A 12737-nucleotide genomic window follows, 5' to 3' on the forward strand; every position below is an offset into this window, starting at 1 on the left:
AAGGTTTGTAAATTTAATGGTATACTTTTGTTGAATTGAAGTAAAAGGAGGAATTAGAGTGGCTATTAAAAATGTATCTGATCAAAACTTTGCAGATGAAACCTCTAAAGGTTTAGTATTAGCTGATTTCTGGGCACCATGGTGTGGTCCTTGTAAAATGATAGCTCCAGTTCTAGAAGAAATAGATGGAGAAATGTCAGAAAAAGTGCAAATCGTTAAACTTGATGTAGACGAAAACCAAGAAACAGCAAGTAAATTTGGTGTTATGAGTATTCCAACATTATTATTATTCAAAGATGGTAATGTAGTTGACCAAGTAATTGGATTCCAACCTAAAGAAGCTTTAGTGGAATTAATCAATAAACACGCATAAGTCGATACTGATTATGAAAGATAAACAATCCCTTGTTGCAGCATGTGACAGGGGATTGTTTTCTACCGCCATTTTAACCTTTAAGGAATGACGATAATGAACCAGAATATCCAAGAAAAACTAGCAGTATTACCAGCAAAGCCCGGTTGCTATTTAATGAAGGATAGACATAATACAATAATCTATGTAGGTAAGTCCAAACTACTGAAAAACCGTGTCCGTTCTTACTTCACTGGTGCACATGACCAAAAGACACAGCGGTTAGTACAGGAAATTGAGGATTTTGAATATATCATCACGTCTTCAGAAATAGAAGCCCTTATTTTAGAAATGAATTTAATAAAGAAATATGATCCGAAATATAATGTTATGCTGAAGGATGATAAGTCTTATCCCTATTTAAAAATAACCGCAGAGAGACATCCTAGGTTAGTCATAACACGTAAAGTTAAAAAAGATAAAGGAAAGTATTTTGGCCCTTATCCGAACGTAATTGCTGCTAGAGAAACAAAAAAGCTATTAGATCGATTGTATCCATTGCGAAAATGTAATAATCCTCCGGGAAAACCTTGCTTGTATTACCATATGGATCAGTGTCTTGCGTGTGGTAATGAACCACCTAATGAGAGTTTTTATAAAGATATTGTGCAAGAGATTCAATCATTTCTCCAAGGTGGATTCAAGCATATAAAACAAACACTTACACAAAAAATGCAAGCTGCTAGTGAACAATTAAACTTTGAACGGGCAAAGGAACTACGTGATCAAATCCAGCATATTGAAGTTGTCATGGAACAGCAGAAGATGACATTAAATGATAGCGTAGACCGGGATGTATTTGGTTATAGCTATGACAAAGGTTGGATGTGTATCCAAGTGTTCTTTATCCGTCAAGGAAAGTTAATAGAACGAGATGTTTCCGTTTTTCCTTTCTTTGATGAGGCAGAGGATACGTTTCTTAGTTTCATTGGTAGATTTTATCTCCATGAAAATCATCCGAAACCAAAGCAGATTTTCGTTCCTATCGGTACAGATACCAAGGTTTTAGAAGAACTTTTAGAGATAGATGTACACACGCCATACCGAGGTAGAAAAAAAGAGTTAGTCGAATTGGCGATGGAAAATGCCAAGGCTTCTTTATCAGAGAAATTCTCTATTATTGAACGAGATGAAGAAAGAACTATATTAGCAGTAGAGAAGCTTGGTCAAGCATTGAATATTGAAATTCCACTTCGTATAGAAGCGTTTGATAATTCCAATATTCAAGGTACAGATCCGGTTTCGGCAATGGTTGTGTTTGTGGATGGAAAGCCGAGCAGGAAGGATTATCGTAAATATAAGATTAAAGATGTTCAAGGTCCAGATGACTATGAAACAATGCGCGAAGTGATTAGACGAAGGTATACACGCGTTTTAAAGGAGTCACTACCATTGCCGGATTTAGTGATTGTAGATGGTGGTAAAGGGCAAATGAGTGCGGCATTAGATGTGTTAGAAAATGAATTAGGATTAGATATCCCATTATGTGGGCTTGCTAAAGACGATAAACATAGAACTAGCGAATTGCTGTACGGGTTTCCGCCTGCTGTAGTCCCGTTATCTAGACAATCTCAAGAGTTCTATTTGATTCAACGCATTCAAGATGAGGTTCACCGTTTTGCCATTACGTTCCATAGGCAATTAAGAGGAAAGAATCTTTTCCAATCCGAATTAGATAAGATTCCAGGCGTTGGAGAAAAAAGAAGAAAGCTATTATTATCCCATTTTAAATCGGTAAAAGAAATACGCAATGCAAAGGTAGAAGAGATTACGAAGCTAGGAATACCACACAACATTGCTGAGATTGTTTTAACGCATTTAAATGAGGAGAAAAAAGAAGAGGGTGCAAAAGACGAATCCTAAAGTAAACTGGATAAGTCTATGCGTCCTCTTTTTTTCGTACCAAATAGAGCTGACTTCACTCAGGCGTTATACACTTCGTTTAATCTACAAATAGAACAGTAAATTCAACTTGATGAATTTTTGCTCTTATTTCTTCAACACATTCGCACTCAACATTTTTTAATATAGAAATTGCCTCTGCTAGAAATCCAGCTTCTATTCGAAATTCTGTATTTATTGGCATTTTTAAACGTTGAACAACGGAATCGGCTAGGAGATGAAATTCTAATTTGTTATTTTTCTCCTTAATTAATTCAAGGCGTCCCCAACCCATTTTCTCGAAGAAATAGATGACATCCCCCATAGATTGGAAATTAAATTTTCTTGCTAGGCCTTTCCCCATAAAATATAGTAGGGCATCTGCCTCGGATCCAAATACGTCTGGTAAGCCTATGTATCGTAAGACATCATATCCAGCACCAGTTGATTGAATCTTATCCAATATTTCTACTGGAAGTTTCTCTTGTTTTTTCTGCATAGCTAGATTCCTTCCTGTATGTAAAAAGTCACATATTACATTATAAGTATACTCTTATTATCTATGCAATTTCATTATTTCGCAAGACTTACTATTAGGATGTAAGCGATTTAAATTTAACTAAAAATTGGGTGGCCTTTTCTTGACGCTAATTGGAGATAGTCGTACAATAAACATGTTGCAAATTCTACATTTTAGTGAAAATAGTTTCAGTCTATTTTGTCTAAAATGTCAGACTATTAACTAAATCAACCATCAGAAGAACTAAGGGGGGTATTACATGGCGGAACATAGGGAGTATTTTTACAGAAGGTTACACTCATTATTAGGTGTAGTTCCTATCGGGTTATTTTTGATTAACCACTTAGTAGTTAATCACTTTGCTGTATATGGAGAAGAAAGCTTTAATAAAGCGGCAAGCTTTATGCACAATCTTCCATTTGTACTAGCATTAGAAATCTTTGTTATTTACTTACCAATCTTATTCCATGCAATTTTAGGGGTTTATATTGTTTTTGTTGCAAAGAACAATGTCAGACGTTATGGCTTTTTCCGTAACTGGCTATTCTACTTGCAACGTGTAACAGGTATTATTACGTTAGTATTTATTGCATGGCATGTATTTGAAACTCGTGTGCAAGTGGCTCTAGGTGCTGATTTAGATTACAGCTTAATGGAAGGTATTTTAACTAATCCAGTTATGTTCTGGTTTTATGTTATTGGTGTTCTTTCTGCTGTATTCCATTTCTCTAATGGATTATGGGGCTTCTTTGTTTCTTGGGGTATTGCGCAATCACCAAGATCACAAAAAATTGTTACATATGCTACTCTAATTGTCTTTTTAGTAGTAAGTTATATTGGTATCAGAACACTAATTACTTTTGCTTATGGAGTGTAAGAAAAGAGAGAGGGAGTGAGGTTTCAAATGAGTAACCGTAAAATCGCTGTAGTTGGCGGAGGCTTAGCTGGCCTTATGGCAACAATTAAAGCTGCTGAAGCTGGTGTAAGCGTTGACTTATTTTCCATTGTACCAGTAAAACGTTCTCACTCTGTTTGTGCCCAAGGTGGTATTAATGGTGCAGTAAACACAAAAGGGGAAGGTGACTCTCCATTAATCCACTTTGATGATACGGTTTATGGAGGAGACTTCTTGGCCAATCAACCACCGGTAAAAGCAATGTGTGAAGCGGCACCGGGAATTATCAATATGCTTGACCGTATGGGTGTAATGTTTAACCGTACTCCTGAGGGTCTTCTTGATTTCCGTCGTTTTGGAGGTACACAACATCACCGTACTGCTTTTGCTGGGGCAACAACAGGTCAGCAATTATTATATGCATTAGATGAACAAGTTCGTCGTTATGAAGTAGAGGGATTAGTAACGAAGTATGAAGGTTGGGAATTCCTTGGTGCTGTATTGGATGATGAAGGCGTTGGACGTGGTATTGTAGCGCAAAACATGAAGACGCATGAAATCAAATCGTTCCCATCAGATGCAACCATCATGGCTACTGGTGGACCAGGAATCATCTTTGGTAAATCTACTAATTCTATGATTAACACCGGATCTGCTGCTAGTATCTTGTACCAACAAGGTGCAAAATATGCCAACGGTGAATTCATTCAAATCCACCCTACTGCAATTCCAGGAGATGATAAGCTTCGTCTAATGAGTGAATCAGCTCGTGGTGAAGGTGGACGTGTATGGACATACAAAGATGGTGAGCCTTGGTACTTCCTAGAGGAGAAATATCCTGCTTATGGAAACCTAGTTCCACGTGACATCGCGACACGTGAAATCTTTGATGTATGTGTGAATCAGAAACTTGGTATCAACGGCGAGAACATGGTTTATCTGGACTTGTCACATAAAGATCCGAAAGAACTAGACGTTAAACTTGGTGGTATTATTGAAATTTACGAGAAATTCGTAGGTGAAGATCCACGTAAAGTTCCGATGAAAATTTTCCCAGCGGTTCACTATTCTATGGGTGGACTATGGGTGGACTATAATCAAATGACTAGTATTCCAGGTATCTTCGCTGCTGGAGAATGTGATTATTCACAGCACGGTGCAAACCGCTTAGGTGCAAACTCCTTGTTATCTGCTATCTATGGCGGTATGGTAGCTGGACCGAAAGCTATTGAATATATAGATGGTCTTTCTAAACATGTTGAAGATCTGGATGCGAGTCTATTTGAAAAACGTGTTAAAGAGGAAGAAGAGAATTTTGAAGCTCTCATGAACATGAGTGGCGAAGAAAATGCTTACCAAATTCACCAAGAACTAGGTGAATGGATGACAGATAATGTTACGGTTGTACGTGAAAATGCGAAACTACTTAAAACTGATGAAAAGATTCAAGAATTACTAGAGCGTTGGGAAAATATTAATATCAACGATACCTCTCGTTGGAATAACCAAGGTGTAATGTTTACTCGCCAGCTTAAAAATATGCTTCACTTAGCACGTGTTATTACAATTGGTGCTTATAATCGTAATGAAAGTCGTGGTGCACATTATAAACCGGAGTTCCCAGAACGTAATGATGAGGAATGGTTAAAGACGACAATTGCAGAATTTGATGCAAAAGAAAATGCACCAGTATTCTCATATGAAGATGTCGATGTATCGTTGATTCCACCACGTAAACGTGATTATACGAAAAAGCACTAAGACGGATTACAAAATAGTGAAGGGAGTAAACTGAAAATGGCTGAACAAAAGACTGTTACATTTATTATTACGCGTCAAGATAGCCCAGATTCTGCTCCATATAATGAAACATTTAATGTGCCATATCGTAAAAATATGAACATTATCTCTGGGTTAATGGAAATTCGTAAAAATCCTGTAAATGCTAATGGGGAAAAAACAACACCAGTAGCATGGGATATGAACTGTTTAGAAGAGGTTTGTGGTGCATGTTCCATGGTGATAAATGGCGTGCCAAGACAATCATGTGCAGCTTTAGTGGATGAACTAGAGCAGCCTATTCGTCTTGAGCCGATGTCTACATTCCCAGTAGTTCGTGATCTAGTTATTGACCGTGAGCGTATGTTTGATGCGTTAAAACAGGTTAAAGCTTGGATCCCAATTGATGGTACGTACGATTTAGGTCCTGGACCTCGTATGCCAGAGAAAAAACGTCAATGGGCTTATGAACTATCAAAATGTATGACTTGTGGGGTCTGCTTAGAAGCTTGTCCAAATGTTAATGACAAATCTAACTTTATCGGACCGGCAGCAATCTCTCAAGCTCGTTTATTTAATTCTCATCCAACAGGTGAGATGAATGCAAGTGAAAGATTAGAAGGATTAATGGAAGAGGGAGGACTAGTTGGTTGTGGTAATGCACAAAACTGTGTCCAAGTATGTCCGAAAGGTATTCCATTGACCACTTCTATTGCAGCGATGAACCGTGCAGCTACTGTCCAATCGTTCAAGAACTTCTTTGGCAGTGACAACGCACATTAATATGCTTTTACAACAAGACCCTTACCGAATAACGTGGTAGGGGTCTTTTTTATCAATGGAGGGGGAGTTAGCTATGGGGAAAATTTCATATATTGAGGATTTTGAAGCTTGGAAAGCAGAATTCACTTTTTTTATTCCGATTCGTATTCGTTTTTCAGAAACAGATATGTTCGGACATGTGAATAATGTTAGCCCATTTATTTATTTTGAAGAGGCACGTATCGAGTATTTAAAATCTGTTGGTTTGTTTGATAATGCGTCTAGTGCAGAGGGGATTCCAATTGTGGCTGATTTGCAGTGTGATTATCATAAGCAATTGTATTTTCAAGATAGTCTTAGAATCTATGTAAAAGCAGCACACGTCGGTAATACCTCCTTTGACATCCATTATATGGGTGTCAATCAAAAGGAAGAGGTATGTTTAACTGGAAGAGGGAGAATAGTCTATATTAATCCGGAAAGTGGCAGACCGATTAAGCTTGGAGAAGAAATAAAAGATAAATTAATGATGGTAACCAATTAACATATAAAACCGACTTCCTACAATGCTGCATACATTGCAAACGATTTACATCACATTCCTGAAGCTCCTTGAAAGCTTCAGGAATCATTATATTGATTGGTGTCCTATATTTCTTAGAAAATGCATAGTTCATGAAAAAACTATTCACGTTGATTTTCTAGAGTGCAACAACGTGAATCTAAAGGTAATAGCTTGATTGCGACCATAAATATAATATTTAGCTGACATTTGTTTGCGGTCAAAAAAGACTCTTTGAATTCTTGCTATTTGCATGTTTTGCTTATTTCTCTTACAGACAAGATAATATTTTATATAACTTTTTAGTTATCTAATCTTCAAGTACTGATGTTATATAAGTCATAGAAATAGCCTGAAGAAAACGTACGTTCGGTATTTGGCTATAAAATAAATCATTTACTCTCTTAAACCTTTGAATAAATGATTTAACTATCATTTTCATAATCGGCTAGAAATAAACCTAGTCTAATTGCGTGCCCCATAAGTTGAATAGTAGATAATACAGAGTAAGTAAAAATAAATACCTCAAAAGTAATTAAGTAAAAGAGATAGTTAAAATTAATTATATCTAGGAATATTATAGCAATACAAATTAAAGTTGAAATACCCCAGAAAAAAGACAATATCCAAAATGGAAATAGAAAAATTTGTAATACGTTTCTTTGTAATAGTATAGATAATGTCTTACCTTGTGTTAATGCTATTAATATTGCTAATCCAGCTATAACAATACCTAGAAGACTAGCGGATATTGAGGATAATGTTGTACCAACAAAGTTAACAATTTGGTTAGTGGTATTGATATCTTTGTAAAAAAAGTAAAAAGACGCCGATAAAACAGCAGCTATTAAAAAACTGAAATTAAAAATTAGTGTCCTAAATCTGTAAATTCTAAATAATGCTAAAAAAGATGTGGTTTTATAAGTAATTCGTTCATTCCTTTTCAAATTATCCCTCCTCAATGTAAAATATTATATACACGTTGTCTGAATTTTTCTAGTAATCCAGTTATATTATCGGATTTGGTTCGTTCAACTTGCACCATTTCAATTGAGTCTTTGGATTTAAATGTATGTTGTTTTTTTCTGGTTCCTCTTTTAGATTTAACTCTTGAATAACCATATGCTTTAACTTCGCCATAGCCATTTTGAACCATCTCTATTCCACTTTTTACCATTAAACCATCTTTGTTTAAACCATCTTCATTTTCCAATACTGTCTTTAATCGTAGTGCTTTTTCTTTATTAAGAATATCTCCTAAATCTTTATATGCATCCTTTGGAATCATGTTAGGTGGTATTAAGTCAAATTCAATCTTCGTTAAATGCTCCATAGACATTATTTGATCTCGAACACTATCTTCTTTAGGAATAAGTTTCACTTCTATTTTTCCTATTTTTAGATTGCTTTGAAAGATTATTCTTTCAAAAGCGTCAATAAAATGTTCCCTTTGAATATCACCAGTCTCCTCAAAAATTAATATTTCATTATTAACATCGTAAAAAAAATAGCTTAAATAAGCAACTGGTTTTGGTATTTTATAAAGATCTGTTTTATCTCCGTCAACAATCATTTTTGATTCTATACGTGACTTGACAAAGTTGGCAGTGATATACCATTTAGTTTCATCTTTGTCTTCTTTAATATCAGTAAACTTCCATGTCCATTTCGAACGGGAACTTTTTAAGACTTTTTTAGCCTTAATTGCATCAGCTATTAATTCTATTAATGATTCAAGCTCATTACTAAATATATTTTGATTAATATTTACTTTTGCAGCTACAAATTTTCTTTTCATTTAAATCCCCCATTATAATCAAGAAGTCCCAATTTTATTGCACTTTTATTATTTAGTAAGTATTAATAATTGTATATTTCAAGAGTTATAATTCTGTAATGGTGATAAAACTCATTATGAGTAAATATGCCTATGTAAGTTTTGAAAAAGAGCACACTGCAAAGGTGTGCTAGTCTTGTCGTTCTTCTTTTTCCATTCTCTCTGGACCCATAGCATTCCACTTTTCTATGTCAAAAAAGTCTGGTTGATCTATTCTGTATTTTTTCAATTGATTATTAAATTCTGCTAAAGCGATATATTCGTTCTCATTTTCACTAGTTTCTTCTATGTAACCGGTTATTTTTTAAAGGATAATTATATGTCTTTGAGATTAATTTCAATGTATCAGGGGAAGGATTTGCTTTTTTACAAGAAAGCTTATTATATCCTCTTTCAATTGTATCAAGGTATATATGGTTTTTTTCAATTCTTTTACTAGCCTCTCGTAATGATTCCTTACCCTCGTAACTCTATTAAAACGTCACCAATTTCAGACTTATAACATACCACCCTATAATACTTACTTTACACTATCCTAAAAAATAATAAAATAATATTATATTAAAAAGTTCTAAATTATAGTGATAATTTTGTTACATGTGTTACATCGTAAATCAAGAAGGTGTATGCATATATAACAAATTGCGAGAAATGCGTAATGATGTGAAATGTCGATATCAGCACTTGCAAAAAGAGCAAAAAAACACACATCTAACTATCACTAATATTAAATTATATGGTCACGACCATTAGGTCTATTAATGATATTAATTTCTAATGCTTTAAACATAAATCTAAGGGATAGTTTTCTTAAATATAAAGTTATAAAAGGTTTACAAGATAATACAAAAGATTAGTAAGGTTAGTCCAACTGTCTAATCTGCATAGAGGGTCTAAGAACATATTTCAATATAGAGTCTTTGAAGGAGGTTAAATAATTGCAATTAGCAGCAGTTCATAATTCGGAGTAGGTCTGAGTTGAGCAAAGAAGTGCTGCTCTCAGTTACATTTGTCACGTAACAATAATAGTTCAAAGATGTAGATGGCGAGCTGGAAATAGAGGTGATTACTAAATTTTTTAATAGTATAAGTATTGATATAGTTTTACTACAATGCTAATCAGTACAAAAACCCCGATAATTATATAGGACAATTCAGATTTTATGTTAGACTAGTTAAAAATACATTGAAAAAAGAAATAAATTAATAACATAACGGAATCAATTTCATAATTGCTCTTTTTAAAAATTCACAGACCTACAGAATTTCTAAAATATACTTTTAAAAAACAATAATCACGCGGCTTGTTGCTGCTGAATTAATTGTGCATTCATACGATCTGCCGCTAACTTTGAAGCGTTATAAACAAGCGTAACTATGTCAAAATGACCTTTTGCACGCTTTCCAGTACGATATCGAACATTGTTTAGTTGAAAGAATTCTTTAAGATAAGCATTAACTCTTTCGACCGCAGTGCGACGTTTAAAAATATTTTTCCATGCCATCGATCCACGAGCTGGTGCCGAATATTTTCTAAGATCTGTCGTTATTTTCATTTTAAAAACCTTTTGACAGATGCCTTCGTTAGCCAATGGACAGTCACTACATTCTTTTGGTCTTGTATATTTTAAGGTTTCATATTTGGCATCAAAACTGTCGTAACGATAAGAATGCTCTCTGAAACAAGTAGGGGCAAAATGTTTATCAAAACCGATTGGTTCTCTTTCATTTCGCTTGTTGTATGCGATGATTGAGCGTTGTCCCATGCGGTGTACCTGTTCGTAGATGGGTTCATAATCATAGCCAGCGTCCATGGTTTGATAACACAAGGAAGAAAGAGATAAATTTTCATGGATTCCTTTCAGTAAAGGAATCGCTGCTTTACTATCATGTAAGTTTCCGGAAGAAAAAGCAGTCTGAAGAATATACTGACTCGACGTACCAACGGCTAAATTACCTTTATAGCCAAACCAAAAAACATTCTTACCTTCTGAATTCTTTTTCACACCCCACTTCGGGTCTACAGGCATTTCAGAGCGTAATTCATCTAAAGGTGCGTCTAATTGAGCTTCAATTTTCTTTTCATAAAGAGGCAGACTAGCTTCCTTTTCAGCTTGTTCTTTTAGCCATTGGTCACGCTCTTCTTTGGATTTGCGACCACGTTTTTTCGGCTCTGGTTTTGACTTTTCTTCTTTTGATGGTGCTTGATCACGAGCTTCAAAATGAGTGGCATCAATAGCGACTGTATCATCTGTAATAAAACCTTCTTCAATTGCTTGGAGGACAACTTTTTCAAATACATCCTCCAAAATATTGGACTCCACTAATTTCGTTAGGAGTCGAGAATAAGAGGATTCAGAAGGTACCCTATCTGAAACTAGGAACCCGCAATTTAGTTTAAAGGTAATATCATCCTTGAGGCGTTGAATAAGATCCTTTACCATCGGAATACGCTCAATATATCTAACGAAAATAGAGATAATCATGGCGGCATAGTTTAGTTCTTCCGGTGCGCCAAGTCGTGATTTTTTCGTTACTACATGATAGATTTTATCCAAGTCTATCGCTGCAATAATGGCATCATATTTTTGGGTAGGCTCCATGTCATATAATTCCTGGATGCCAAATAAACTTGGTTGTCGTATAATGGTCATAAGAAGCACTCCTTCAGTCTTTTTATGGTTGTATAGTCAACTACCATTATACAAGATTTGGGGAGGTGCTTCTTTTTTCAACTCTCAAAACCGTTGGGAGACATGGACTAAGAATTATGAAATTCATTCGAATTACTTAAATTACTATTAATATACTAATATGTAACCCATATAGTTAGAAAATAGTATCAAGTTGCTAGTCTTTGTTCCGATTCAATACGTGTTATTTCTTTGGTATATTGGTGATTAATTTTTCTGTGAAATGTAGTTAGACAAACAAATATATTAAGGTTATAATGAGGCATTTGATTTAAAGCGATAACAAATATGCTTAAATAGTGGCCTTGTGTAGGGAGCATTTACTACCTTAACAATAAATACTTGGAAAATTACTATGACACAACTAATTATTACAAATCAAACATTATGTGGATTAATAATGGTAACCAACGAACATATAAAACCGACTTCCTAAAAAGGAAAGTCGGTTTCTTTTAGAGCTTTAATTCGCCCATACGGATAAGCTCTACAACTGCCTGTGAACGCCCCTTGACTCCTAATTTTTGCATAGCATTTGAAATATGGTTACGGACAGTTTTTTCAGATATAAACAATTCCTGGGCAATTTCTTTAGTTGTTTTGTCCTGAACTAAAAGTTCGAATACTTCTTTTTCTCGTTTAGTTAATAACTGCTTCGGTTTGTACTCGTTGTCCTTCAAATGTTAACCCCTCCTTGCTGTCATAGAGCTGCATGACGAAGGGAAATTATTTAGTCACTAATAGCTTATGTGATGAACCATAAACGGTGCGCACATTTCTCGATTGGGAAAAATATATTAATATACACCTTTTTTTCGTTAGAAGTATAGTTTTTGAAAATAATTTATTAGTTTTTCGAGCTTTTATGATAAAATATGACTATATATTGAATGGAAGTTCAGGAGGTAAAGTCTTGAAAAACAATAGTACACCGGAACAGATAGCGAAATTAGAGAAAAAACTCCGACATATTTCGGGTGCAATAAAACAAAACGGGCGTAAAATACTTAATAACTATCCAATAACAAATCCTCAATTTATCGCGCTTCAATGGTTGAAGGAAGAAGGCGACATGACCATTGGAGAATTATCAGCGAAAAATGGCTTAGCTTTTAGTACGACTACTGATTTAGTTGATCGAATGGAAAAAAATGAATTAGTAGAACGAGTACGAGATACGAATGATCGCCGAGTAGTGCGGATACATGTATTAGAAAAAGGACATCGCATTATTGAAGAGGTTATTTTAAAGCGTCAGGAATATTTAAATAATGTCTTAGAGAACTTTACCGAGGAACAAACAACGACACTGATAGAACTTCTCAATCTGTTACATGCTCAGATGAAAAGTATTAATGAAAAATAAAACGAAATTACATCTAGAAGAGGCGGATAT

The 12737-nt window shown here is 34.9% G+C and carries 12 protein-coding genes; 7 read left to right on the forward strand and 5 right to left on the reverse strand.

The genetic code is table 11. The features are described from left to right. Nucleotides 1–58: 58 nt before the first annotated feature. The gene (trxA, locus tag MKY78_RS17195) at nucleotides 59–373 is read left to right on the forward strand and encodes a thioredoxin (protein WP_186870244.1); all 315 of its coding nucleotides are present in this window, start codon (nucleotides 59–61) and stop codon (nucleotides 371–373) included. 96 nt (nucleotides 374–469) lie between these two features. Continuing rightward, nucleotides 470–2275 (forward strand): excinuclease ABC subunit UvrC, encoded by a 1806-nt coding sequence (gene uvrC / locus MKY78_RS17200; protein ID WP_339214422.1) that lies wholly within the window; start codon nucleotides 470–472, stop codon nucleotides 2273–2275. A 79-nt stretch (nucleotides 2276–2354) separates the two neighbouring features. Here the strand turns inward: uvrC and MKY78_RS17205 are convergent, their stop codons facing one another. Then, on the reverse strand, nucleotides 2355–2792 hold the full coding sequence (locus MKY78_RS17205) for a YslB family protein (protein ID WP_339214424.1): 438 nt from the start codon (nucleotides 2790–2792) through the stop codon (nucleotides 2355–2357). A gap of 280 nt (nucleotides 2793–3072) precedes the next feature. Here MKY78_RS17205 and MKY78_RS17210 point away from each other — a divergent pair, with 280 nt between their 5' ends. The 4 genes from MKY78_RS17210 (at nucleotide 3073) to MKY78_RS17225 (ending at nucleotide 6793) form a co-directional block, all read left to right on the forward strand. Next, complete coding sequence (locus MKY78_RS17210) at nucleotides 3073–3690, forward strand: succinate dehydrogenase cytochrome b558 subunit (RefSeq protein WP_186870246.1); 618 nt, start codon at nucleotides 3073–3075, stop codon at nucleotides 3688–3690. A 27-nt stretch (nucleotides 3691–3717) separates the two neighbouring features. Then, nucleotides 3718–5469, forward strand: a complete 1752-nt coding sequence (gene sdhA / locus MKY78_RS17215; protein WP_339214426.1) for a succinate dehydrogenase flavoprotein subunit — start codon at nucleotides 3718–3720, stop codon at nucleotides 5467–5469. 36 nt (nucleotides 5470–5505) lie between these two features. After that, entirely contained in the window at nucleotides 5506–6270 is a 765-nt protein-coding gene (gene sdhB / locus MKY78_RS17220; RefSeq protein ID WP_186870248.1) for a succinate dehydrogenase iron-sulfur subunit, read from the forward strand. A 73-nt stretch (nucleotides 6271–6343) separates the two neighbouring features. After that, complete coding sequence (locus tag MKY78_RS17225) at nucleotides 6344–6793, forward strand: thioesterase family protein (protein ID WP_339214428.1); 450 nt, start codon at nucleotides 6344–6346, stop codon at nucleotides 6791–6793. A gap of 443 nt (nucleotides 6794–7236) precedes the next feature. Here MKY78_RS17225 and MKY78_RS17230 read toward each other — a convergent pair whose 3' ends face one another. The 4 genes from MKY78_RS17230 to MKY78_RS17245 form a co-directional block, all read right to left on the reverse strand. Next, nucleotides 7237–7758, reverse strand: coding sequence for a hypothetical protein (locus tag MKY78_RS17230; RefSeq protein ID WP_339214430.1), 522 nt, complete (start codon nucleotides 7756–7758; stop codon nucleotides 7237–7239). Nucleotides 7759–7769: 11 nt separating this feature from the next. Beyond that, complete coding sequence (locus MKY78_RS17235) at nucleotides 7770–8609, reverse strand: hypothetical protein (protein WP_339214432.1); 840 nt, start codon at nucleotides 8607–8609, stop codon at nucleotides 7770–7772. Between the two features lie 1334 nt (nucleotides 8610–9943). Beyond that, nucleotides 9944–11302: an IS1182 family transposase gene (locus MKY78_RS17240; RefSeq protein ID WP_339214434.1), complete on the reverse strand. Its 1359-nt coding sequence runs from the start codon at nucleotides 11300–11302 to the stop codon at nucleotides 9944–9946. A 494-nt stretch (nucleotides 11303–11796) separates the two neighbouring features. After that, nucleotides 11797–12021, reverse strand: a complete 225-nt coding sequence (locus MKY78_RS17245) for a response regulator transcription factor (RefSeq protein ID WP_010099041.1) — start codon at nucleotides 12019–12021, stop codon at nucleotides 11797–11799. 233 nt (nucleotides 12022–12254) lie between these two features. Here MKY78_RS17245 and MKY78_RS17250 point away from each other — a divergent pair, with 233 nt between their 5' ends. Continuing rightward, nucleotides 12255–12707, forward strand: a complete 453-nt coding sequence (locus MKY78_RS17250) for a MarR family transcriptional regulator (RefSeq protein WP_339214437.1) — start codon at nucleotides 12255–12257, stop codon at nucleotides 12705–12707. Nucleotides 12708–12737: the final 30 nt, after the last annotated feature.

Origin of the sequence: Ornithinibacillus sp. FSL M8-0202 (genome assembly GCF_037975285.1) — a bacterium.
Lineage (GTDB): Bacteria > Bacillota > Bacilli > Bacillales > Amphibacillaceae > Ornithinibacillus > Ornithinibacillus massiliensis.